This window comes from Streptomyces sp. NPDC051051 (assembly GCF_040682975.1).
Lineage (GTDB): Bacteria > Actinomycetota > Actinomycetes > Streptomycetales > Streptomycetaceae > Streptomyces.
Genome location: NZ_JBFBCB010000056.1, coordinates 23,789 through 46,526, shown reverse-complemented (window position 1 = coordinate 46,526; position 22,738 = coordinate 23,789). Strand labels below are relative to the sequence as shown.

The 22,738-nt window shown below is 71.7% G+C and carries 20 protein-coding genes and 1 pseudogene; 3 read left to right on the top strand and 18 right to left on the bottom strand.

The window, feature by feature from the left end; translation table 11 throughout:
- Positions 1-110: 110 nt before the first annotated feature.
- On the bottom strand, positions 111-1,562 hold the full coding sequence (locus AB0N31_RS31000; protein ID WP_366061782.1) for an NCS2 family permease: 1,452 nt from the start codon (positions 1,560-1,562) through the stop codon (positions 111-113).
- 273 nt (positions 1,563-1,835) lie between these two features.
- Between AB0N31_RS31000 and AB0N31_RS30995 the strand changes: the two genes are divergently transcribed.
- From AB0N31_RS30995 to AB0N31_RS30985, 3 genes are all read left to right on the top strand, one after another.
- Positions 1,836-2,405, top strand: coding sequence for a SigE family RNA polymerase sigma factor (locus tag AB0N31_RS30995; protein WP_366061781.1), 570 nt, complete (start codon positions 1,836-1,838; stop codon positions 2,403-2,405).
- Positions 2,402-3,271: a hypothetical protein gene (locus AB0N31_RS30990; protein ID WP_366061780.1), complete on the top strand. Its 870-nt coding sequence runs from the start codon at positions 2,402-2,404 to the stop codon at positions 3,269-3,271. Before AB0N31_RS30995 ends, AB0N31_RS30990 begins: the two co-directional genes overlap by 4 nt.
- Before the next feature lie 105 nt (positions 3,272-3,376).
- The gene (locus tag AB0N31_RS30985) at positions 3,377-4,207 is read left to right on the top strand and encodes a pectate lyase (protein WP_366061779.1); all 831 of its coding nucleotides are present in this window, start codon (positions 3,377-3,379) and stop codon (positions 4,205-4,207) included.
- 90 nt (positions 4,208-4,297) lie between these two features.
- Here AB0N31_RS30985 and AB0N31_RS30980 read toward each other — a convergent pair whose 3' ends face one another.
- From AB0N31_RS30980 to AB0N31_RS30900, 17 genes and pseudogenes are all read right to left on the bottom strand, one after another.
- Positions 4,298-5,452, bottom strand: a complete 1,155-nt coding sequence (locus AB0N31_RS30980; RefSeq protein WP_366061778.1) for a right-handed parallel beta-helix repeat-containing protein — start codon at positions 5,450-5,452, stop codon at positions 4,298-4,300.
- Between the two features lie 146 nt (positions 5,453-5,598).
- A pseudogene (locus AB0N31_RS30975) lies at positions 5,599-5,853 on the bottom strand (pectate lyase); the annotation flags it as partial.
- Positions 5,854-5,909: 56 nt separating this feature from the next.
- On the bottom strand, positions 5,910-7,067 hold the full coding sequence (locus tag AB0N31_RS30970; protein WP_366061776.1) for a dienelactone hydrolase family protein: 1,158 nt from the start codon (positions 7,065-7,067) through the stop codon (positions 5,910-5,912).
- Entirely contained in the window at positions 7,054-8,100 is a 1,047-nt protein-coding gene (locus AB0N31_RS30965; RefSeq protein ID WP_366061775.1) for a pectinesterase family protein, read from the bottom strand. Before AB0N31_RS30965 ends, AB0N31_RS30970 begins: the two co-directional genes overlap by 14 nt.
- A 1-nt stretch (position 8,101) precedes the next feature.
- A complete protein-coding gene (locus tag AB0N31_RS30960; protein WP_366061774.1) occupies positions 8,102-9,229 on the bottom strand; it encodes a pectinesterase family protein in 1,128 nt (375 codons plus the stop codon).
- A gap of 134 nt (positions 9,230-9,363) precedes the next feature.
- Positions 9,364-10,683, bottom strand: a complete 1,320-nt coding sequence (locus AB0N31_RS30955; RefSeq protein WP_366061773.1) for a pectate lyase — start codon at positions 10,681-10,683, stop codon at positions 9,364-9,366.
- A 33-nt stretch (positions 10,684-10,716) separates the two neighbouring features.
- Positions 10,717-11,514, bottom strand: a complete 798-nt coding sequence (locus tag AB0N31_RS30950) for a rhamnogalacturonan acetylesterase (protein ID WP_366061772.1) — start codon at positions 11,512-11,514, stop codon at positions 10,717-10,719.
- Between the two features lie 177 nt (positions 11,515-11,691).
- Complete coding sequence (locus AB0N31_RS30945) at positions 11,692-13,032, bottom strand: sugar ABC transporter substrate-binding protein (protein WP_366061771.1); 1,341 nt, start codon at positions 13,030-13,032, stop codon at positions 11,692-11,694.
- Between the two features lie 81 nt (positions 13,033-13,113).
- Complete coding sequence (locus AB0N31_RS30940; protein WP_366061770.1) at positions 13,114-13,632, bottom strand: hypothetical protein; 519 nt, start codon at positions 13,630-13,632, stop codon at positions 13,114-13,116.
- Between the two features lie 33 nt (positions 13,633-13,665).
- The gene (locus tag AB0N31_RS30935; RefSeq protein ID WP_366061785.1) at positions 13,666-15,210 is read right to left on the bottom strand and encodes a family 43 glycosylhydrolase; all 1,545 of its coding nucleotides are present in this window, start codon (positions 15,208-15,210) and stop codon (positions 13,666-13,668) included.
- Positions 15,211-15,221: 11 nt separating this feature from the next.
- Positions 15,222-16,073: a PmoA family protein gene (locus AB0N31_RS30930; RefSeq protein WP_366061769.1), complete on the bottom strand. Its 852-nt coding sequence runs from the start codon at positions 16,071-16,073 to the stop codon at positions 15,222-15,224.
- A complete protein-coding gene (locus AB0N31_RS30925) occupies positions 16,073-17,269 on the bottom strand; it encodes a Gfo/Idh/MocA family oxidoreductase (RefSeq protein ID WP_366061768.1) in 1,197 nt (398 codons plus the stop codon). Before AB0N31_RS30925 ends, AB0N31_RS30930 begins: the two co-directional genes overlap by 1 nt.
- 124 nt (positions 17,270-17,393) lie before the next feature.
- The gene (locus AB0N31_RS30920) at positions 17,394-18,257 is read right to left on the bottom strand and encodes a carbohydrate ABC transporter permease (RefSeq protein WP_366061784.1); all 864 of its coding nucleotides are present in this window, start codon (positions 18,255-18,257) and stop codon (positions 17,394-17,396) included.
- A 35-nt stretch (positions 18,258-18,292) separates the two neighbouring features.
- Positions 18,293-19,228, bottom strand: coding sequence for a sugar ABC transporter permease (locus tag AB0N31_RS30915; protein WP_366061767.1), 936 nt, complete (start codon positions 19,226-19,228; stop codon positions 18,293-18,295).
- Positions 19,229-19,364: 136 nt separating this feature from the next.
- Entirely contained in the window at positions 19,365-21,101 is a 1,737-nt protein-coding gene (gene araD / locus AB0N31_RS30910; protein ID WP_366061766.1) for an L-arabinonate dehydratase, read from the bottom strand.
- Positions 21,098-22,009 (bottom strand): dihydrodipicolinate synthase family protein, encoded by a 912-nt coding sequence (locus AB0N31_RS30905; RefSeq protein WP_366061765.1) that lies wholly within the window; start codon positions 22,007-22,009, stop codon positions 21,098-21,100. The genes araD and AB0N31_RS30905 overlap by 4 nt, the downstream gene beginning before the upstream one ends.
- Positions 22,006-22,662, bottom strand: coding sequence for a GntR family transcriptional regulator (locus AB0N31_RS30900; RefSeq protein ID WP_366061764.1), 657 nt, complete (start codon positions 22,660-22,662; stop codon positions 22,006-22,008). The genes AB0N31_RS30905 and AB0N31_RS30900 overlap by 4 nt, the downstream gene beginning before the upstream one ends.
- Between the last annotated feature and the right edge of the window lie 76 nt (positions 22,663-22,738).

Genomic DNA, 22,738 nt, shown 5'->3' with positions numbered 1-22,738 from the left:
CCTCGGGCACCGAGACCCGTGACGTGAAGGTCGACGGCTACACGGCCGAGGGCGACGAACTGGTCGTCGGCTTCACGGGCGGGGTGTGCTCCGACCCCGCGCGCCTCACCTCATCCGCCGCCCAGCATCTGCTCGACGGGGTCGATCGCGAAGTACACGACGAACAGGGCCGAGGCCCCCCACATGAGCCAGTGCACCTCCCGCGCCTTGCCCAGCACCGTCTTGATCAGGACGAACGCGATGAATCCCGCGCCGATGCCGTTGGTGATCGAGTAGGTGAACGGCATCACGGCGATGGTCAGGAAGGCGGGGACGGCGATCTCGTACCTGTCCCAGTCGATGGACTTGACCCGGGTCATCATCAGGAAGCCGACCGCGACCAGCGCCGGTGCCGCCGCCTGGAGCGGGACGATGGTGAGCAACGGGGTGAGGAACAGGGCGAGGGCGAACAGGCCGCCGGTGACCAGGTTGGAGAAGCCGGTGCGCGAGCCCTCGCCGACGCCGGCCGCCGACTCGATGTAGGAGGTGGCGGAGGACGAGGAGGCCGCGCCGCCCGCGACCGCCGCCGCGCCGTCGATGAGCAGCACGCGACCGAGGTGCGGCACCTTGCCCTCGTCGTCGAGGAGGTTCGCCTCGGCGCTGATGCCGACGACGGTGCCCATGGTGTCGAAGAAGTCGGACAGGACCAGGGTGAAGACGAGCAGGACGACCGTGACGGCGGTGGTCTCGCCGAACGCGCCGAACAGGCTGAAGTGCCCGAGGAGTCCGAAGTCGGGGGTGTCGACGAGCTTGTCGGGCCACGCCGGTGTGGTCAGGCCCCAGGACCTGATGTCGGCGAGGGAGTCGATGACGATCGCGACGAGGGTCATCGTCACGATGCTGATGAGGATGGCGCCCTTGACCTTGCGGGCGAGCAGTCCGACGGTCAGCAGCACACCGAGGCAGAAGACGAGGACCGGCCACCCGCCGAGGGTGCCGGTGGCGCCGAGCTGAACCGGCACGGTGGTGCCCGCGACGTCGGGGACGCGGCTGACGAAGCCGGCGTCGACGAAGCCGATGAGGGCGATGAACAGGCCGATGCCGACGCTGATCGCCTGCTTCAGCGGTTGCGGGATGGCGTGCATGACGGCCTCACGCAGGCCGGTGACCACCAGCACGCAGATCAGCAGGCCTTCGAGGACGATCAGGCCCATCGCGTCGTCCCAGCTCATCAGCGGGGCGATCTGGAAGGCGACGACGGCGTTGAGGCCGAGGCCGGCGGCGAGGGCGAGCGGGAGGTTGCCGCCGATGCCCATGATGACGGTCATGACGGCGGCCACCAGGGCGGTGGCGGTGGTGAGTTGGACGGCGTCGAGCCGGTGCCCGAACTTGTCCTCCGCGCTGCCCAGGACGAGGGGGTTCAGGACGAGGATGTAGGCCATCGTGAAGAACGTGGCGAAGCCGCCGCGTATCTCCCGGCCGAAGGTCGAGCCCCGTTCGGAGATCCTGAAGAACCGGTCGACCCCGTTCACCGCCGGGGGCAGGAGCGTCGGCCGGTCGGCCGCCTGCTGTGTTTCGGACATGACGGGCACTCCTCGTGACCTGGTGATCTGCGTGCGGATGCTGGCTGGATTGTTCCCTCGTCGAACCGCGTTCAGGTTTTCGACGTGTTACGGAATCGGGGTTCGGTGGGCCACACATTGTTCGAACCCCTGTACCGACCAGGCGGTTGACCACTGCTACGCTTCCGGATCTCGCCCCGGCCACCTCCTCGGGGCATCCCCATGTCATTCACATGACACGCACAGCAGCCACCCCCGCCGGGGTGCAGATTCCGCACCGAGAAGAGGTCACTCGTGGGCACAGTCGTCGACGACGCCGCCTCCGTGGAGTTCCATGCCTTCTTCGAACGCCACCATGCCGAACTGGCTCGGCTCGCCCATCTGTTGACCGGCGAGGCGGACGCGGCCGACGATCTGGCGGCGGACGCGCTGCTCGCGCTCTGGCACCGCTGGGACCGGGTCCGCGCGGCCGACCACCCGGTGGCGTACGCACGTGGTGTCGTGGCCAATCTGGCCCGCACCCGGATCCGCAGCGCGGTCCGCGAACGCCGCAGGATCGCCCTGTTCTGGTCGCAGCGCGAGGAGAAGACGGAGAATCCGGACGTCGCGGGCGTGGTGGACGTCCAGTCGGCGCTGCGTAGACTCCCGTTCCGCAAACGGGCCTGCGTGGTGCTCCGGCACGCCTTCGACCTGTCGGAGAAGGACACCGCGCTCGCCCTGGGCGTCTCGGTGGGTACGGTGAAGAGCCAGACCTCGAAGGGAATGGCCGAGTTGCAGAAGCTGCTCGGCGCCACAGCGGGTCCGCGGAAGGTGCCCGCCGTGATGGCGGCGCGCACGGGTGAGGCCGGAGGAAGAAACCGATGACGATGCAGCGGGACGGGCACGGCGAGCTGCGCGCCCGGCTGCACGAGGCGGCCGGGGCGTACGAGCCGAACCGTGAGCGGATCCTCGCCCGGATCGAGCGCGGCATGGTGCAGCAGGAACGGCCCGGCGGTCACCGGGCGACCCGGCCGGCCCTGTGGGGCTGGGCGCGGATCGTGAGCGCCACGGCCGCGGTCGCGGGCATGCTCGCGGTCGGCGGCTACGCGGTGGCGTCGGCGGTCAAGGACGACCCGCCGCAGCGGCAGTCGGTCGCCGTCTCGCCGCCGCCGGTGGAGTCCCCGGACGCGACGAGCCGCCCGCCGGCCTCGCCGGAGCCGACGCCCGGTCAGGGCGGCGGCGGACAGGACGAGGCCGAGCCGAGCGCTTCACCGACGAAGTCGGCGCAGGCGGCGCCGTCCGCACCCGCTCCGGACCTGCTGCCGGCCGTCGACGACACCGAGGACGGCCCGCTGTGGTCGGACGGCTCGGTCGACCCGCACAGCAACGACTTCTGGGCGCAGAGCAATGTGACGTTCAAGACCTCCGAGCAGCTCACCGCGCTGACCGTGCAGCTGAAGGTCGCGCAGACCGGCGGGGTGTCCTCCGCGGGCGCCTGGCGCTCGCTGCCCGAGGGCGACTTCACGTTCACGGCCGAGGAGAGGGACGGTTTCCTCGTCTACACCTGGGTGCTCAAGGAGGGCCGCACGGTCCCCAAGGGCGAGTGGGTGTTCGCCGGGCAGTACGACCACGACCGCGGCGGCCGGGACGCCAAGGACGACAGCTACGTGGTGGTCGGTGGATCGGACGGCCGGGAGAGCTCCGTGGGCGGCGACTTCGCGGCCCGGGACGACGACGAGGGCGACTCCTAGGACCGCGAAGACGCCGCGAAAAAACTTTCGACGAAGCGGCAACCCTTTCCTCACCGGTGACGACCACACAGCGCAAGAGTCACCACCCACTTGAGGAACCGGTACATGACTGCACCAGCACAACCGCGCGTCCGGCACCGCCGCAAGGTCACCAAGCGGCGGGCGCTGATCGCCGGCTCCGCCGCCTTCGCGATCTCGGGCGCGGCGATCGTCACCACGACGATGCTCTCGTCCGCGGGCGCGGCGTCGACCTGGCCGACCGCCACCGGCAGCAAGTCCGTGTCGTCGACGATCAAGGTGTCGGGGACCTACGACGGCAAGCTGACGAAGTTCGTCGGCTCCGGCGATCTGGGCGGCAGCGGCCAGGAGGAGGGCCAGGACCCGATCTTCGAGCTCGCCGACGGCGCCGTCCTGAAGAACGTGATCATCGGCACCCCGGCCGCCGACGGCGTCCACTGCAAGGGTTCCTGCACGCTCCAGAACGTGTGGTGGCTGGACGTCGGCGAGGACGCCGCCAGCTTCAAGGGCAAGTCCGCCTCGTCGGTGTACAAGGTCATCGGCGGCGGCGCGAAGAACGGCGCCGACAAGGTGCTCCAGTTCAACGGCGCCGGCACGCTGACCGTGTCCGGCTTCCGGGTGGAGAACTCCGGCAAGCTGGTCCGCTCGTGCGGCAACTGCAAGACGCAGTACAAGCGCACCATCGTGCTGAGCGACATCGACGTCGTGGCGCCCCTGAAGGCCATCGTCGGCGTCAACGCCAACTACGGCGACACCGCGACCCTGTCGAAGATCCGCATCCAGGGCGACACCAAGAAGAAGACGAAGACCTGCGTCCGCTTCAAGGGCAACAACACCGGCAAGGAGCCCACCGAGCTGGGCACCGGCGCCGACGGCAAGGCCTGCAAGTTCTCGTCGTCCGACATCACGTACAAGTAGGCGTGCGGACCTGCCGGCCCGAGCCCCTCTCGGGCCGGCACGAGAACGCCCCCGCCGGCGGTCACCGGCGGGGGCGTTCGGCTGCCCGGTTCAGTTCATGGTGGCGCCGATCGTGGTGGACCCGGTGGTCAGGAACGTCGTCGCCGGCAGCGACCCGTCCGCCGTGCGGGCGCCGTACGCCGTCGTCGCGTCCGTCGACCTGAACGCCGGGGTGCCGACGCCGCCGTCCCAGTTGTTCGCGGCGGTCACCGTGGCGGAGCCCGGCCTGGCCGGACCGCCCTTGTTGCCCACGGCGAGGTTGCGGGCCAGCCGGGCCTTGCCGGTCGCGAAGTAGAAGCCGGCCTGCGCGTTGGCGTACGCGGTGTTGCGGTTCAGGGCGATCGCGCCGGGGTTGGAGTTCTCGGTGAACCCGTTCAGCGTGTTGTCCCAGGCCGCGTTGTCGTTCACGACGTGCGCGACGACGACGCCTCCGCCGCCCAGCTTGAACCCGTTGCCGTTGCCCTCGAAGGCGGCGTCGCTCCACCGGTTCTTGCCGTTGCCGAAGGCCCACGAGTGCTCGATGGTGACCGCCGTGGAGAACTGCCAGAGGTCGAGGCCGTCGTCGGAGTTGTTGTAGAGACGGGCGCCGGTGATCCGGTTGCCGCTGCCGGAGCCGAACTTCACGGCGATGCCGTCCGCGTTCTGGCCGTGTCCGGCGGGGTCGTAGTTGCTGTGGCTGTCGAGGTTCTGGACGAGGTTGCCGACGGTGTTGTCGCCGCGCAGGGTGAAGCCGGTGTCGCCGTTGCCGGCGGTGACCAGGTTCCTGAAGACGCCTCCGGTGGAGGAGGTCACGACGAAGCCCTGCGCCGGGGACTTCTGGAAGGTCAGGTTCTGCACGGTCCAGTAGCTGCCGTGGATCCCGGCGAGCCAGGAGCCGGCCGGGAGCTTCGAGCCGTCGATCTTCACCTTCTCGCCACCGTACGCCTGGAGGGTGATCCGGTTCGACGAGGTGCCGCTCGCCGTGGACTTCAGGGTGGCCGTCGGGTGGTAGGTGCCGCCGCGGACCTGGATGACGGTGCCGGCGGCGGCGTTCTTCACGGCCGCTTCCAGTTGCGCGGTGGTCGACACGGTGACCGTGGTCGTCGCGGCCTGGGCGCCGTCGTCCGTCAGGCCGAGGTAGACGCCGCCCGCCCCCGAGGCGACGGCCACCGCGGCGGCGATCGAGAGGGTGCGCGTCCTGCGGTGGCGTCCGGTGCTCAAACGCACGGGGCGTTCCTTTCCTGAGGGGGATGGAGAGGAGACGGGCCGGAGGGGCCGCCCCGGCCCGTTTCCCCACACCAGTCGCCGCCGTGGCCGGAAAGGGTTGCCGGACCGTGCGGAAGATGTCGGAATTCTCGCCGCGGTCAGTCCGTCTTCACGGTCTCCGAGCCGTACGCGGTGAGGGTGACGGGCGCGGACGAGGTGCCGTTGGCGGTGGACTGGAGGGTGGCCGTCGGGTGGTAGGTGCCGCCGCGGACCTGGATGACGGTGCCGGCGGTGGCGTTCTTGATGGCATTGGCCAGGTCGGTGGAGTTGCCGATCACGACGGTGGCGGCCTGGGCCTGGGTGGGGAGGACGGCCAGGCCGGCGCCGAGCGCGAGGGCGGGGAGAGCGGTGCGACGAGGTATGGAGTGCGGGTCCTTCGCTCGTGGGGGGACGGTCGGATCCCGGTGGGGCGCGGGGATCAGAGGACGCGGTCCAGCCAGGTGAAGACCTCGTCCTGCATGCGGTCGACGAAGACGTGGCCGAGGTCGGGCCAGGTCCGCAGGTGCAACCGCTCCTCGGCGTGGCGGGACCGCCAGACGGCGCGCAGCTTCTCGTGGGCCGTGCGGACGCCGTCGGCGGGGAACAGCGGGTCGAGGCCGCCGTTGAGGAAGAGCATCGGCCTGGGTGCGGCGATGCTCGCCACGTCGGGGAAGTCGAGGTGGCGGGGCAGCCCGGGGTGGAGCATGTAGTACGAGGACTGGCCGCGCAGGGAGTTGTTGCCGGGGACCATCATCTCCTTGAGGCCGGTCATCCAGCAGACGGCGGCCGCGGCGGCGAGGTCGTCGGTGAGCGCCGCGGCCTGCCAGGCGCGGAAGGCGCCCATGGAGAAGCCGACGGCCGCGATCCGCCGCCGGTCCACGCGCTCCAGGGCGGCGAGGAAGCCGGCGGAGCGGGTGTCCTCGCGGGCCATGAGCCCGGCCAGGGAGGACCCCAGGTGGTAGAAGGTGCTCGCCAGGGCCTGCTGCTGGTCGTAGGCGAGGGGGCCGCGGTCGCCCCAGCCGAGCGCGTCGGCGGCCAGCACGACGTATCCGCGCCGGGCCAGTTCGTCGCCGACGAAGCGGCCGCTGAAGTACTTCTCCGTCCAGGCCTGCGCGGAGGCGAGCCGGCCGGCGTCGTACCAGGGCCGGACCAGTTTCTCCTTGCCGATGTCGAACTTCGCCCCGTGGTCGTGCAGCAGGAGCACGGCCGGGAAGGGTCCGGGCCCGTGCGGGGTGAGCAGGGCGGCCCGGACGCGTTCGTGACGGGTGAGGGAGAGTGTCACCAACTCGCTGGTGTAGCCGTCCTGTTCGGTCCGCCCGTGGAACTCGGGGGCGTACGGCGTGCCGTCCTCGCGGTCGACGAGCAGCGTCTCCTCGACCTGGGCGCGGGCGGCCCGGCGCCAGGCGCGGAAGTCGCGGATCGGCGAGTTCCCCCAGGCCAGCGGGAAGGTGAGGGCTTCCTTGAGGGCGGGATGGAAGTCGGGCAGCGGACCGTCGACGACCGCCGCCCGCGCACCGCCGGCGGCTCCCCCGGCCAGCAGGGCCGCCCCCGTCCCGACCATGAACGCCCGCCGGCCCACCGGTTCACGGACGCTCATACGGCCTCCAGTCCCCGAGGTAGGTGCGCCGGGTGTGGACGGCCGCCTCCGCGGGTGTCAGTTGCGGGCGGTCGTCCGGTGCGGAGATCACCGCGCCGGGTCCCGAGTTGCCGTACTCGCGAAAGCGCATGGTCTGCCAGGGGTGGGCCTCGCGCATGTTCGTGTACGGGGCGGCCGCGTCGATGCCGGGGCCGATCCAGGAGTCCCGTACGACGAGGGAGGGCCAGGCGGTCGTCTCGTACGACGGCACCCAGGGCCGGGCCAGTTTGTAGGCCGCGTCCTCGGCAGCGGAGGTGATGCAGCCGCGGACGGCGAGGAAGCCGTGGGGATTGGCGCGGGCGGTGGCCGGGGCGAAGACCATGCCCTTCGGGGTGAAGGCGACGTCCCGCTGGAGGGTGTGGAAGCGGCAGGCGTCGAAGACGGCGCGTGCCCGTCCGAAGACGAAGTCGACGTCGCCCTCGATGTGGCAGCGGTGGTAGTACTGCCGGTCGAAGGCGTCCAGGGCGGTGGTGTCCGCGAAGAGGGTGTCCTGGTGGGCGAGGAAGCGCACGTTGTCGAAGCGGGAGCGGTCGCCGGTGACGTACGCCGCCACCGCCTGCGTACCGGTGATGTCGGGGTGGTCGGCGCGCAGCCAGTCGTTGGCGAGGGTGAGGTCGCGGACGGTGAGGCCGGGGGCGGCGGAGGTGAACGTGGCGGAGCCGGCGGTGCCGTAGGTGGTGCCGTCGGGCCTCTTCGTGCCGTTGGCGTTGTCGTACACGACGACGGCGGCGCGCGGGTCGCGGGAGGCGCCGCGCAGGGTCAGCTCGGCCGTGCCGGCGGGGACGGTGACCACCTCGCGGTAGGTGCCGGGGTACACGACGATCGTCCAGCCGGGACCGGTGACGGCGTCCACCGCGGCCTGGACGGAGTCGCCGGGGCGCACGTGCAGGACACGGCGGCCCCCCGTGCCCGTGCCGGCCGCGAGGGCGAGGGCGGGGGTGGCGGTGGCGGCCGGACCGGCGGTGAGGGCGGCCAGGAGGGTGCGCCTGCGCATGTCAGCAGGTCTCCTTCCAGGGCGTCCAGTCTCCGAGGTGGGCCGACCGGGTCGCGGACGCGGCCTGCTCGGGGGTGAGCTGGGGCCGGTTCTCGGGGACGGTGACGACCGCGCCGGGTCCGGAGTTGCGGTACTCGGCGAACCGCTGGTCCTGCCAGGGGAAGGCGGCCGACATGTTCGCGTAGGGCGCGACCGCGTCGATCCCGGGGCCGAGGTGGGTGTCGCGGACGGTGAGCATGGGGCGGGCGGTGGTGTCGGAGCTGGGCACCCAGGGGCGGGCCAGCTTGTAGAAGGCGTCCGGGGCCTCGCTCGTGACCCGGCTGCCGGTCACCAGGTAGCCGCGCGGGTTGGCGCCGGCCGTGGAGGGCGCGAAGACGAAGCCGTAGGGGGCGGCGACGAGGTCCGTGCGGTTCAGGGTGCGGAAGTGACAGTGCTCGAAGACGGCGGTGGCCCGGCCGAAGACGAAGTCGACGTCCCCCTCGGCGTAGCAGTGGGAGAAGTACTGCCGGGCGAAGGTGCCCAGGGCGATCGAGTCGGCGTAGAGGGTGTCCTGGTGGCCGAGGAAGCGGCAGTGGTGGAAGGCGGAGCGGTCGCCCTGGACCTTGATCGCGACGGCCTGGGTGCCGGTGACGCCGGGGTGGTCGGCGCGCAGCCAGTCGTTGGCGAAGGTGATCCAGCGGGCGGTGAAGCCGTCGGCCTGCACGGTCGTGGTGGCCGAGCCGGTGGTGCCGTAGGTGCCGCCGCCGGGCTTCGGGGTGCCGGCCGCGTTGTCGTACACGATCACGACGTCGCGGGGGTTCTCCGAGGCGCCGATCCAGGTCGCCTCGGTGCGGGTGACGTCGACCGCGAGGGTCTCCCGGTAGGTGCCGGGGGCGATGACGAGGGTGCGGCCGGTGCCGGTGGCGGCGGCCACGGCGTCCCGGACCGAGGTGTGGTCACCGCGTCCGCGCGCGTCGACGTACAGGGTCCCCGGGGTGAGGCGGGCGGACGGGGAGCCGAAGCGGCCGAACGGCCTGCGGGTGCCGGCCCGGACGGGTCCGGCCGACAGGCCGAGGGCGGCGCCCGCACCGGCGCCCGCCAGGAGGAAACCCCTTCTGGACAGGGGGAGCTGGACGTGGTGCGAGGGCATGCGGGTGCTCCTTCGGGGTGCGGCTCGTGGGATGCGGACCTCGGACGTGTGGGCGACGGGGCGTGCGGGCCGGGGCGGCGGGGCCCCGGCCCGCACGGTGCGGTGCTCTGCGGTGCGGTGCTCTGCGGTGCGGGTCAGCAGATCTTTCCGGCGCCGGCCCGGCCGGCGACGATGCCGGGGACGGCCTTCGCGGGGTCGACCCTGGTGCGCAGGGTGGGCGTCCAGCCCGCACCGGACCGGAGGGTCTCGGCGGGGATCTCCGCGTTGTGCACGGCGATCAGGTCGACGGGCCTGCCGTTGACGTAGTTGCCGTCGGCGGTGACCGGCGCCTCGCTCCACTTCTTCAGCGCCTTCGCGGCGCTCACGCCGGCGGGCAGCGTGAACGCGTTGTGCTGGGCGACGAGCTGGGACTCCTTGCCGATGCCGAAGCTGTAGGAGTAGGAGGCGTCGGCGACGAAGTGGTTGTTGTAGGAGTCGACCTGTCCGAAGCGGACGCGGGGCGCGCGCTCGACGAGCTTCGAGAACAGGTTGTGGTGGAAGGTGACCTTCAGCTTGCCCCGGTCGCCCACGGCGGTGGACTCGCTGTCGCTGTTGCCGATGAGGATCGTCTTGTCGTGCTCGGTGAAGACGTTCCAGGAGGCGGTGACGTAGTTCGAACCGCGCACGACGTCCAGTTCGCCGTCGTGCTGCTGGTAGAGCATGCCGAAGTAGGTCGGCGCGGCGCTGTCGGGGTGGGAGCCGTCGGTGAACGTGTTGTGGTCCAGCCACACGTGCGTGGACCCGTAGACGACGGCGGTGTCGTACTCGGAGTTCCAGTTGCCCTTCGAGCCGTCGGTGGGGTCCCACTGCGGGAAGCAGTCGATGGGACTCTCGAAGGCGAGGTTGCGGATGATCACGTTGTCGACGGCCTTGATCTGGAGGCTGGCGCCCTTGATGCCCGCGTTCCTGCCCACGCCGATGATGGTGGTGTTGGAGGGGACGTTCACCTTGATCGCCGTGTCCTGGGCGGCGGCGGAGGTGCGCCGCAGGCCCTCGGGACTGTCCGCGGGCTCGGCGCTCAGGTCGGTGTCGAGGCCCCACACCTCGGGCGCGTACGCGGCGAGGTAGGCGTCGAAGTCGTAGCCGGGCGCGGCGAAGGCGTCGCACCCTTCCGAGACGGCGTCGATCGTGCCCTTGACCTTGATGATCCTCGGTGCGGTGCCGCCGGCCTCCAGGGCGGCCCTGAACTCCGCCCAGGTGGTGACGGTGTGGACGTGCTCGGCGTCGGCGGCGGCACCGCCGGTGGTGCCGGTTCCGTAGGCCGCCCAGCCGTCGCCGGCCGGCAGGGTCTGCCGGGCGACGTCACGGGCGGAGTGGGCCTGGGCGGGGGTGCCGGTGACCGTCAGGGCGAGGGCGGTGCAGCCGACCACGACGGCCGATTTTGTGGCATGCCCATGCCATCTCTGTGCATTCACTGTGCGGCTCTCTTTCACGGAAGGTAGGAGGGGTTACGCGGTGGTGGCCGCAGGCCAGGTGATCCACGACTCCGGGATCTCGGCGTCCAGCCGGCGCACGTCCCGCGCCGTCAGCACCCGGCGGCGCAGCAGCTCGGCGGCGGCCAGCCGGGCCACGGCGATCGCGCCCGGCGGATTGAAGTGCGTGTTGTCCTGCTCGGTGTCGGTCCAGTTGAAGTACCGCTTGGTCTCCTCGGCCCCGAGCTTCTGCCACAGCGCGAGCGACAGGGCCTGGAGGTCGAGGAGCGCGACGTCCTCCTCCGCGGCGAGGGCGCGCATCGCCGCCGGATAGTCGCCGTGCGTGGGCAGGGCGTTGCCGTCCGCGTCGAAGCGGCGGCGCTCCACGGCCGTCGCCAGCACGGGCCGCGCCCCGCGGGAGCGCGCCCCGTCGACGTACAGCCGCAAATAGTCCTGGTACGTCGTCCAGGGCTCGGTGTAGCGGGCCGGGTCGGTGGTCTTCTCGTCGTTGTGCGCGAACTGGATCAGGAGGAAGTCCCCCGGGCGGATCGACGCGAGGATGACGTCCAGCCGCCCCTCGTCGACGAAGCTCTTGGAACTGCGGCCGTTCACCGCGTGGTTGGCGACCGGTCGGTCCTTGTCCAGGAAGAACGGCAGCGCCATTCCCCATCCGGTCTCGGGCGCCGCGTCGGCGAACTTCTGGGCGGCGGTGGAGTCACCGGCGATGTAGAGGGTGCGGGGTCGCCCCGCGGCCCGGGCGGTGCCGGTGGCCGCGACGGCGAGGGGGACGGCGGCGAGGGCCGCCGAGGTGACCTGTCTGCGGGTGAGGGACACAGGGGTGCGCCTTTCGCACAGGGATTTCTCACAGGGAGGGGGACCGCGCCCCTGCCGGGGCGCGGGGCGGTGCACGGGTGCGGCTCGGCCGCCGAAACAGCGGCCGGCTCCGCCGCCAGGATCGCGGCCGGCCCCGGCGGGACACCGCGGCCGGCCGCCGCGCCACGGGAGGAAGGCCTAGCCCTTCTGTTCCTTCCACTCCGCCTGCGCCGTGTTCAGCTGCTCGGCGAAGGTGTCCAGGAACTCCTTGGCGGTGAGCTTGCCCAGCAGGACCTTCTGGAAGTTGGGCTCGTTGTCGGACTTGGAGATGGTGCCCCAGTCCGGCAGGTAGTACGGCAGCTGCACGATCGTCGTGGAGCCGTCCGACAGCGCCTGCGCGGCCAGCTTGGTCGGCTCGGCCTTGTCGATCCACGCGTCCTTCGCCGCCTTGGTGTTGGACGGCACCTGCCCCGCCGACTCGTTGAACTTCGAGTTCTCCGCCTGCGAGGTGGCGAACTCGATGAACTTCCAGGCGGCGTCCTTGTTCTTCGAGCTCTTGAACATGCCGATGCCGTCGACCGGGTTGGACACCTGCACCCGCTTGCCGGAGGCGCCGACCGGCTGCGGGATGCCCCGGAACTTGCCGGCGCCGAACGCCTTCACGTGGTCCTGGTACGAGCCCAGGTTGTGGTTCAGCATGCCGATGGTGCCCGAGTCCCACTGGGCGACCATCTTGGTGAAGTCGTTGTTGAGGTCGGCGGCCGGGGTGACCTTCTTGTAGAGGGCCGCGTACTTCTCCAGCGCCGCGACGTTCTTCGGGTCGTTGACGGTGGTCTTGTCACCGTTCCAGAACGAGGTGATCCCGCTCTGCCCGTACATCGCGTCCAGCGCCTGGGCGATGGATCCGGCGCCGCCGCGGATGGTGTACCCGAACTGGTTCTTGCCGCTGTTCGTCAGCTTCTCCGCCGCCGTGTAGAACGCGTCCCAGGTGGTCGGCTCGGCCAGCCCCGCCGCCTTGAACAGGTCGGTGCGGTAGTAGAGGACGCCGTTGTTGGCGGAGGTCGGGATCGAGTACAGCGCCTCACCGCCGCCGGCGGACTTCAGCGACTCGACCATGGACGTGTTGAGCTCGCCCTTGAGGGAGGACTTGGCGAGGCGGTCGTCCAGCGGCTCCAGGGCGTCCTGCGCCGCGATCGCCGCCGCCATCGACGCCGTGATGCCTCCGACGTCCGGCAGGCCGCCGCCCTGGATGGCGGTGTCGACCTTGGACTGGTACTCGGTGGAGGCGATGCCGACGTACTCGACGTCGATGTCGGGGTTGGCCTTCTCGAAGTCGGCGATGACCTGCTTCCAGATGTCGGTGCGGACACCGCCGTTGTTGTCCCAGAAGACGATCTTGCCCTTGCCGCTGCCGTCGGCCCCCTTGTCCCCGCCGGCGCCGCTGCCGTCGTCACCGCAGGCGGTGGCGGTCAGGGCGAGCGCGGCCCCCAGGGCTACGGCCGTGGCGGCGCGCCTGCTTCTGTGGATGCTGATCTTCATTGGTCGGCTCTCTTCTTCTTCTCTTCTGGATCCAACGGGCTGTGCGGGCATGTGCTGTGCGGGCATGTGGGGGGCGCGGGGTCAACGGCGGGCGTGGGGGGCCGGGTCGCCGGTGCCCCTGAGGTGGTCGACGTCGCCCTCGGAGCGGGAGGCGCGGACGCGGACCCGGCCGACCGCGTCCAGCCGGGGGCTGCCGGTGATCGGGGTGTCCCGGCAGGCCGGGAAGGCGGTGTCCTCGAGGACGGTCCGGTCGCCGGTCGTCCCCGCCGCCGGCGCCTGCTCGCCGTTCGGCTCGTGCGCGGCCTCGTCGAGGTCGTCGCCGAGGGTGAGGGGGCGGGCGGCGGCGTGGGCCACGGTCCGGACCGTGGCTCTGCCGGTCGAACTCCCGTACGCCGCAGGCGTGTCGTAGACGATGACGGTGCCGGAGCGGTCCTGTCCAGTCCCCTGCGGCGAGATGTTCGGCTCGCCCGCAGGGACGAACACCTCCTCGCGGCGGGTGTCCGGCGCGACGGCGACCGGGGCCGGCGCGGCGACCGGGCCGGCCACGGCGACCGGGACGACGCCGGGTCTCGACGAGCGCTTGCTGGGGAAGTGCGTCATTGCGGCTCCCGACAGGCTGACCGTTGCGGTGGGTTAGAGGGGGCTGATCCTGAAGCGGGTGAACGTGGCGGCCCCGGGGCGGCCCGGTCCGTCGGGTGCCAGGGCGAACAGGCCGAGCAGGGCGCCCACCCAGCGCCAGGGGGTGGCGGCGAAGACCGGCCCGCTGCGGCGCAGGCCGTCGCCGAGGTCGTAGGCGAAACGGCAGCGGGCGCCGGTGCCGATCTCGATGCGCAGGCGGACCGTGCCGTGCGGGGCGGGCCGCGGGTGGGCGGCGTCCCGTTCCCGCTCGGCGGCCGACTCGGCGAAGCGGTGCACGAGCTGGACCGTGCCGTCGGTGCCGCGTTGCAGCCCGATCCAGGCGAAGGCGTCCCCGAGCACCGCGAGTCCGGCCCGTGCGCCGGGCTCCTCGCCGTGCAGTTCCAGCTCCACCTCGACGGCCGACGGGGTGCCGGGCAGCCGCTGGGTGAGCACGTGGGGCAGCTTGCGCAGGTCGTGCGCGTCGGCCGTGCGGACGCAGGACAGGCGCAGTCCGTCGCCGGAGTGCTGGGTGGCCCAGCCGTCCTGGGGGTTGGCCGTCCACTGCCACTGCCTGCCGAACCGTCCGCCGGGGAAGTCGTCGTCGGTGGCGGGCGCGGCGGCGGGCTGCGGCGGCAGAGCGGGCCTGCGGTGCACGGCGACGGGGGCGCCCCGGTCCCCGATCACCGGCCAGCTTCCCCCGCCCCCGGCCCCGCTGGAGCCGGAGCTGCCGCCATCGTCCCAGCGCAGGGGCTGGAGGTGGACGACCCTGCCGTACGCGCCGCGCTGCTGGAAGTGCAGGAACCAGTCCTCGCCGGACGGGGTGCGCACCCAGCCGCCCTGGTGGGGGCCGTTGACGTCGGTGTCCTTCTGCTCCAGGACGATCCTCTCCTCGTAGGGGCCGAAGAAGTCCCGGGAGCGGAAGGCGCCCTGCCAGCCGGTCTCCACCCCGCCGGCCGGGGCGAGGATCCAGAACCAGCCGTCGTGCCGGTACAGCTTGGGACCCTCGATGGTGAACCAGCCGGGGATGCGGTCCCCGTCGACGACGACCTTGCCGTCGTCGAGGAGCGAGGTGCCGTCGGGGTGCATCCGGTGGCCGGTGAGACGGTTCTTGATCCCGGAGCGGGACTTCGCCCAGGCGTGGACCAGGTAGGCCTCGCCGGTCTCCTCGTCCCACAGGGGGCACGGGTCGATCAGGCCCTTGCCCTCCTTCACCAGGTGGGGCCGGGTCCAGGGTCCCCTGATCCCGGGGGCGTTGACCTGGAAGACGCCCTGGTCGGGGTCGCCCCAGAAGATCCAGAAGCGGTCGTCGTGGTGGCGCAGCGAGGGCGCCCAGACCCCGCGGTCGTGGCACGGGGAGTCGAACTCGGCCGCCGGTTCCAGGCGTTCGAGGGCGTGCCCGACCAGGGTCCAGTCGACCAGGTTGCGGGAGTGCAGCAGCGGCAGGCCGGGGGCCCGGCCGAAGCTGGAGGCGGTGAGGTAGAAGTCGTCGCCGACGCACACCACGTCCGGGTCGGACCAGTCGGCGTTCAGGACCGGGTTCTCGTACGTCTCGTCGGCCACGGCTCCGTCCGTCACTGGGTGACCGCCTTCCGCACCAGGGCGGCCGCCTCGTCGCGCCCGAGGCGGCCGTCGGCGACGACGGTGACGACGCGGCGGACGGCGGTGTCGCCGGGGGCGATCACGAGCCGCTCGGCACAGGCGAGCGAGGAGCCGACGCCCGGGTACTCGGCGGTGCGCACGAACCAGGGGTCGCGGCGGGTGGTGTCGGTGGCGCCCGCGAACACCAGGCTCCAGTGGGCGCCGGCCAGGACGAGCCAGTCGGCGCACCTGCCGTGCACCTCGGCCTCACCCTCGGCGGTGGCGGTGAAGACGTCGGGGGCCCGGTCCTCCTTGCGGGCGCGCCAGAAGAAGCCGCCGTAGGCCGCGCCGGGGCGTCCGTTCGTCGCCGGGCTGCCGATGGTCACCGGGTCCGGGGTGGCATTGGTGAGGGAGAAGGTGAAGTCCAGGGCCCAGGCGGTGTCGGTGAGTCCGGTGGCCGCGACCGTACGGCGTTCGCGCAGCAGCTCGGTTCCGGCGGCCGTCCAGCGCAGCTCCTCCACGAAGCCGTCGGGGTCGCACAGGGGGAAGCCGGTGTGCCGCTGGACGCCGTGGTTGTCGAGCTCGGTCGGGCCCCGGTCGCGGACGTAGGTGCGGCCGCCCCAGAAGTTGTGCCCCTCGACGTCGGGAACGGCGACACCGACGCCGAGGTGGTGGGTGTGGTCGGCGGGGCTCAGTTCGGTGACGGCCGTGCCGGCCAGGGTGGTGACCGGGTGCAGGAAGGGGCGCGGGGAGAGCCGGTCGGGCAGCTCGGGCCGGGTGACGTAGCCGCCGACCGGGCGGCCCGCGACCCGCAGCACGACGGGTGCGTCGGGGGCCTGTGCCATCAGGTGTCCACCCCTTTCGGGTGCGCGGTCGGGGACGCCCAGGCGGCGCCCAGCTCGGAGAAGAGGGCGAGGGTGTCGGCGGCGGCGGCGACCAGCCCGTCGACGCCGGGGACGACCCGGCGGTCCTCGCCGGGGAGCCGGTGCCAGGCGTCGGCGGGCAGTTCGAGCGGGTCGGGGGCGACCCGGACCGCCTCGACGACCCGCATGAACGCCTCGGTCGCGGCCGGCGGGACCAGCAGGTCGGCGCCGTCGGTGAGGTGGTCGACGAGGTTCTCCAGCAGGTCGGTGCGGCCGTACTCGAACTCCTCGGGGCCGTGGCCGCCGCGCTGGAGCAGGACGCGGTCCTGCTTGTACCAGAAGGTGATCCGGCCGTGGCTGCCGTGGACGACGACGTACGGGTCGTCGGGGTCCTCCGCGCACAGGGTCGCGGCGACGACGACGGGGCGTCCGGCGGCGGTGGTGATCCGGACGCAGGAGGTGTCGTCGGATTCGATGGCGTTGGCGTGCGCCAGCTCGGTCTCGATGCCGGCGACGTCCTCGGCGCGGGTGACGCCGGCCAGCGTGAGGGCGGTGGCGACGGCGTGCGCGAGCGGGTTGGTGAGGGCGCCGTCGATCACGTCGACGCCGTTCAGCCGCCGCTTCCCGGCCCAGGGCGCGCGCCGGAAGTAGGCCTCCGGGCGAGCCCAGGCGCCGGCCCCGCCGACCCCGGCGACCTCGCCGATCACCCCGTCGCCGATCATCCGACGGACCGCGGGCACGGCGTGCGAGCCCAGCGACTGGAAGCCGATCTGGCAGACCACGCCCGCCTCGGCGACCCCGTCGGCCATCCGGCGGAACTCCGCGTACGACGGTGCCGGCGGCTTCTCCAGCAGCAGGTGCACGCCCTTGCCGGCCGCGGTCAGCGCCAGGTCGGTGTGGGTGGGGATCGGGGTGCAGACGACGGCGATCCGGGCGCCGGTGGAGTCCAGCAGCGCGCCGAAGTCGGCGGACTGCTCGGGCGTGCCGAGGCCCTCCGGGATCTCGTCGGGGGTGAGCGGGGTCAGCTCGCAGACGCCCGCGAGGCGGACGATGCCCTTGTCCTGGAGACGGCGGATGTTCTCCAGGTGCCAGCGGCCGTGGCCGCGCGCACCGGCGAGGACGACGGGGACGCCCGTGTTCGGCGGAGCGCCCGTGGTCAGGGGGTCGGGGGTGTTCACGGGATCCTCCCCGCGCCCGCGCCGCGGGCCGTCCCGCGGTCGGCCGCCGTGGCACGGTCGGTCGCCGCGCGCGGGGTGGGGGTGCGGCTTCCGGCGGCCGTCGCCGCGGCGAGGTGAGGGCTCCTCATCCCTTCACCGCCCCCGCGCTGAAGCCGGTGATCAGCCACTTCTGGATGAAGGCGAACACGAGCACCACCGGGACGGCGGCGATGATGCCGCCGGCGGCGAGGGCGCCGAGGTCGACGCTGTCCGCGCTCATCAGGGTGTTGAGGCCGACCGGGATCGTCTGCTTGCTCTGGTTGTTGAGGAACATCAGGGCGAACAGGAAGTGGTTCCAGGAGTGCACGAAGGCGAAGGAACCGACGGCGATCAGACCGGGCCGCAGCAGCGGCAGCACGACGATGCGGAAAGCCGTCAGCCGGTTGCAGCCGTCGACCCAGGCCGCCTCCTCCAGCGAGTACGGCACGTTCTTGATGAAGTTGCTGATCAGGATCATCGACAGCGGCAGCTGGAACACCGTCTCGGCGATGATCACGCTGGTCAGCGAGTTGATCATCTGGAGTTCGGCGAAGATCTCGAACAGCGGGACCAGGAGCAGCGCGCCCGGCACGAACTGGGAGCAGAGCAGGGCCAGCATGAAGGCGCGCTTGACCTTGAAGTCGAAGCGGGCGAGGGCGTAGCCGCCGGCCAGCGCGACGAGGGTCGTCATCAGCAGGGTGGCGACACCGACGAGCAGGCTGTTCTGGAAGTAGGTGCCGAAGCTGCGGTCCGTCCAGACCTTCTCGAAGTGGTCGAAGGTGACCGGCCAGGGCAGGAGCGAGGTGGAACCGGCCGGGCGCAGCGCGAACAGCAGGATCCAGTAGAAGGGGATCAGCGTGAAGACGAGGTAGACCGACAGCGGCAGGTAGATCTGCCAGCGCGGGGCCTCGTCCCAGGCGCGGTTCCTCCCGCCGCGCGGGCGCGGCTCGGACGTGGTGGGGACGCTCACGGGCGTGGGCGCCACCTCGGTGGCCTCCTTGGTGATCACTTGGCCTCACTTCCGAACTTGCTCAGCCTCAGGTAGACCATCGAGCAGAAGAGCAGGATCACGAACGCGACGGTGGTCAGGGCGGACGCGTAGCCGAAGTTGTGGGCGTCCACGGAGGTGTTGGCGATGTAGAGGGGCAGCGTGGTGGTCTCGCCCGCGGGCCCGCCGCCGGTCAGGGTGTAGAGCAGGTCGACGTTGTTGAACTCCCACACCGCGCGCAGCAGCGTGGACAGGACGATCGCGTCCTTCAGGTGGGGCAGCGTGATGTGCCAGAACTGCTTGAGCCTGCTGGCCCCGTCGACCTCGGCGGCCTCGTACAGGTCCTTCGAGACGGACTGGAGGTCGGCGAGGATGAGGATCGCGAAGAAGGGGACGCCGCGCCACAGGTCGGCGACGATCGCGGCCGGGAACACCGTGGAGGTGTCCGACAGCCAGCTGGTGCCGTAGCTGCCGATGCCCATGTCCGCGAGGTAACGGGTGATGCCCGTCTGGGAGTTGTAGAGCAGCACCCAGATCGCGGAGGTCAGCACGCCGGAGACGGCCCACGGGGAGAAGACCAGGGCGCGGCCGAGCGAGCGGCCCACGAAGGTCTGGTTGACGATGAGCGCCAGCGCCAGGCCGAACATCAGCTGGAGCCCGACCTCGACGAACACCCACTTGGCGCTGAAGGTGAGCGTGTCCCAGAACACCGGGTCGTCGGTGAAGGCGTGGACGAAGTTGTCGAAGCCCGCGTAGCCGTTGCGCCACGGTTTGGTGGGGTTGTAGTTCTGCAGGCTGTAGTAGAAGACGCTGATGACCGGGTAGGCGATGAAGCCCAGCATGAGCAGGGCCGCCGGCGCGATCAGCAGGTACGGCAGCCTGCGCGGCGTGGCGGAGGCACGGCGCCGCCGGGCTGGCGCGGGCGGTTTCGCCACGGCTGCGGCTTGGGCCATGACTGTTCTCCGTTTCTGGGTACGTCGTCGTACGTCGTGCTGGCGTGGTGCTTGTGGTGCTGTTGTGGTGTTCGCGTCGCGTAGGAAGCGCTTTCTCCCCGGGTAGGGGGCGGCGGAGGTGGTTCCGCTGCGCGGGTCAGCCCGCGTACGGGTCCGCCACCGTGCCCGGACGGGCCAGGAACTCGAAGTCGCAGCCGGTGTCGGCCTGGGTGATCTGTTCGTTGTAGAGCGCGCCGTAGCCGCGTTCGTAGCGGTCCGGCGGCGGCGTCCAGTCGGCCCGGCGGCGCTCCAGCTCCTCGTCGTCCACGTGGAGGTGGAGGGTGCGGGCCTCGACGTCGAGGGTGATCGGGTCGCCCGTGCGGACCAGGGCGAGGGGCCCGCCCACGTAGGACTCGGGCGCCACGTGGAGCACGCAGGCGCCGTAGCTCGTCCCGCTCATCCGGGCGTCGGAGATCCGGACCATGTCCCGCACGCCCTGCCGGAGCAGGTGGTCGGGGAGGGGCAGCATGCCGTACTCGGGCATGCCCGGGCCGCCCTTGGGGCCGGCGTTGCGCAGGACCAGCACACTGTCGGCGGTGATGCCGAGGTCCGGGTCGTTGATGGTCCGCTGCATGGTCCGGTAGTCGTCGAAGACGACCGCGGGGCCGGTGTGCTTGAGCAGGTGCGGCTCGGCCGAGATGTGCTTGATGACCGCGCCGTCCGGGCAGAGGTTGCCGCGCAGGACGGCGACCCCGCCCTCGGCCGCGACCGGGTTGTCCCGCGGCCGGATGACGTCGTCGTCGTGCACCTGCGCGCCGGTGAGCTGCTCGCGCATCGTGTCGTACGAGACGGTCGGCCGCTCCAGGTGGAGCAGGTCGGGGATGCGGGAGAGGAACCCGGGCAGACCGCCGGCGAAGTGGAAGTCCTCCATCAGGTACGTCTGTCCGCCGGGCCGGACGTTGGCGAGCACCGGGACCGTGCGGGCGATGCGGTCGAAGTCGTCCAGCGTGAGTCTGACCCCCGCCCGCCCGGCCATGGCGATCAGGTGGATGACGGCGTTGGTGGAGCCGCCGAGGCCGAGGACGGTCGTCACCGCGTCCTCGAAGGCGTCGCGGGTGAGGATGTCCGACAGCCTGCGGTCCCGGTGGACGAGGTCGACGATCGCCATGCCGGCCTTCGCGGCCATCCGGTCGTGCCCGGAGTCCACGGCCGGGATGCTGGAGGCGCCGGGGACGGTGACGCCGAGCGCCTCGGCGGCCGCCGTCAGCGTGGACGCCGTCCCCATCGTCATGCAGTGACCGGGCGAGCGGGCCAGGCCGTTCTCCAGCTCGGCCATCTCGCAGTCGCCGATCAGGCCGGCCCGCTTGTCGTCCCAGTACTTCCACATGTCGGTGCCGGAACCGAGGACCTCGTTGCGCCAGTGGCCCGGCAGCATCGGGCCGGCGGGCACGAAGACGGCCGGCAGGTCGACGCTCGCGGCGCCCATGAGGAGGGCGGGGGTGGACTTGTCGCAGCCGCCCATCAGGACGGCGCCGTCGACCGGGTACGACCGCAGCAGTTCCTCGGTCTCCATCGCCAGCATGTTGCGGTAGAGCATGGGGGTCGGCTTCTGGAAGGTCTCGCTCAGGGTGGAGACCGGGAACTCCAGCGGGAAGCCGCCCGCCTGCCACACGCCCCGCTTGACGGCCTGCGCCCGGTCGCGCAGGTGCACATGGCAGGGGTTGATGTCCGACCAGGTGTTGAGGATCGCGATCACCGGCTTGCCGAGGTGCTCCTCGGGAAGGTAGCCGAGCTGGCGGGTGCGGGCGCGGTGACTGAAGGAGCGCAGGCCCTCCGTGCCGTACCACTGGTGGCTGCGCAGGTCCTCGGGGCGCCTGCGGACGGGCTCGGTCATATGGACCACCCCGCGGCGATGGCGGCGACCTCGGCGCGGTCCGTCTCGGGCAGCGGCCTGCTCGGCGGGCGGACCTCGCGGCGGCACAGGCCGAGGGAGGCGAGGGCCTCCTTGACGACGGTGACGTTGTTGGCGGAGCCGTTGGCAGCGCGCAGTTCCTCGAAGCGCCGGATCTGCTCCCAGACCTTCATCGCGGCCGGGTAGTCGCCGGAGCGCAGCGCCTCGATCATGTTCAGCGAGACGGCCGGGGCGACGTTCACCAGCCCCGAGGTGAAACCGGTGGCGCCCGCGGAGAAGTAGGAGGGGGCGTACGGCTCGGCGAGGCCGGCCACCCAGACGAACCGCTCGAGACCCGCGTCACGGGCGAACGCGGCGAACCGGGAGGCGTCCGGGACGGCGTACTTCACGCCGATCACGTTCGGGCAGGCGTCGGCGAGTTCGGCGAGGCGGGCGCCGGCGAGCTGCGCGTTGCGGATGTAGGGGACGACACCCAGCTCGGGCACCGACTCGGCGATGGCACGGTGGTAGTCGACCCAGCCGCTCTGCGAGACGTAGGGGTGCACGGGCTGGTGGACCATCACCATGCTCGCGCCGAGTTCACGGGCGTGACGGGCGGAGGCGACGGCGGTGGGCACGTCGTGTCCGACGCCGACCAGGATCACCCCGCGCTCCCCGGCCTCCTCGACCGTCAGCTCCGTGACGAGACGGCGCTCCTCGGGGGTGAGGGCGTAGAACTCGCCGGTGTTGCCGTTGGGGGTGAGGGTCCTGATCCCGCCGTCGAGCAGACGGCGCAGCAGGGCCCGGTGGACGTCCCGGTCGACGGAGCCGTCCTCGGCGAACGGGGTCACCGGGATGGCCACGACGTCGGCAAGGGCCGCACGTTGGGTCTCGAACACCACGCTGCTCATTCCTGACCTTCCTCTGCCTGGACGTCGGGGAACGCCCTGCGGACGAACGACGCGATGTGGGCGTGCAGGGCGCGGGCCGCGCCGTCGGCGTCGCCGCCCAGGGCGAGCCGCAGGATCTCGCGGTGCTCGCCCGCCTCCCGCTCCCAGGAGGGGGAGGCGGCCCAGGCGACGGCCGAGACCAGGGCGGCCTGGTCGCGGACCTCGTCGAGCATCCGGCCGAGCAGCGGGTTGCCGCACGGCAGGTACAGGGCGCGGTGGAACTCCCGGTTGGCCAGCGAGCGTTCGGCGGTGTCGGTCGCCTCGTCGGCCATGGTGAGCGCCGCGCGGGCGGCGTCCAGGGAGGCGCCGCGGCGCACGGCCCGCTTCAGCGCCTCGGGTTCGAGGAGCAGTCGCACGTCGTAGACCTCGCGCGCCATGTCCGCGTCCACCATGCGCACCGTGACGCCCTTGTACTGGTTCATGACGACCAGTCCGGTGCCGGCCAGGGTCTTGAGCGCCTCGCGCACCGGGGTCTTGGAGACCCCGAACTGCGCGGCCAGCTCGGTCTCGACCAGCGCCTGACCTGGCGTCAACCGCCCGGTGAGGATGCGGCGTTTGATCTCCTCCAGCACGTACTGCGTGCGGGAGGGGATCGGCGTGGGCACAGAGGTCATGCGCGCCTCTCGGTGTCGCGTATCTGATCTCGCGTATCGCGTCTCATATATGACGTACGAAGTACGACGGGTTGAA

Bases quoted from the DNA above. Each gene is read 5' to 3' on its own strand.
- AB0N31_RS31000 (WP_366061782.1), bottom strand. From the start codon at position 1,562: ATGTCCGAAACACAGCAGGCGGCCGACCGGCCGACGCTCCTGCCCCCG.
- AB0N31_RS30930 (WP_366061769.1), bottom strand. From the start codon at position 16,073: ATGGCACAGGCCCCCGACGCACCCGTCGTGCTGCGGGTCGCGGGCCGC.
- AB0N31_RS30905 (WP_366061765.1), bottom strand. From the start codon at position 22,009: ATGAGCAGCGTGGTGTTCGAGACCCAACGTGCGGCCCTTGCCGACGTC.
- AB0N31_RS30970 (WP_366061776.1), bottom strand. From the start codon at position 7,067: ATGAGCGTCCGTGAACCGGTGGGCCGGCGGGCGTTCATGGTCGGGACG.
- araD (WP_366061766.1), bottom strand. From the start codon at position 21,101: ATGACCGAGCCCGTCCGCAGGCGCCCCGAGGACCTGCGCAGCCACCAG.
- AB0N31_RS30915 (WP_366061767.1), bottom strand. From the start codon at position 19,228: ATGGCCCAAGCCGCAGCCGTGGCGAAACCGCCCGCGCCAGCCCGGCGG.
- AB0N31_RS30960 (WP_366061774.1), bottom strand. From the start codon at position 9,229: ATGCCCTCGCACCACGTCCAGCTCCCCCTGTCCAGAAGGGGTTTCCTC.
- AB0N31_RS30965 (WP_366061775.1), bottom strand. From the start codon at position 8,100: ATGCGCAGGCGCACCCTCCTGGCCGCCCTCACCGCCGGTCCGGCCGCC.
- AB0N31_RS30990 (WP_366061780.1), top strand. From the start codon at position 2,402: ATGACGATGCAGCGGGACGGGCACGGCGAGCTGCGCGCCCGGCTGCAC.
- AB0N31_RS30945 (WP_366061771.1), bottom strand. From the start codon at position 13,032: ATGAAGATCAGCATCCACAGAAGCAGGCGCGCCGCCACGGCCGTAGCC.
- AB0N31_RS30985 (WP_366061779.1), top strand. From the start codon at position 3,377: ATGACTGCACCAGCACAACCGCGCGTCCGGCACCGCCGCAAGGTCACC.
- AB0N31_RS30940 (WP_366061770.1), bottom strand. From the start codon at position 13,632: ATGACGCACTTCCCCAGCAAGCGCTCGTCGAGACCCGGCGTCGTCCCG.
- AB0N31_RS30900 (WP_366061764.1), bottom strand. From the start codon at position 22,662: ATGACCTCTGTGCCCACGCCGATCCCCTCCCGCACGCAGTACGTGCTG.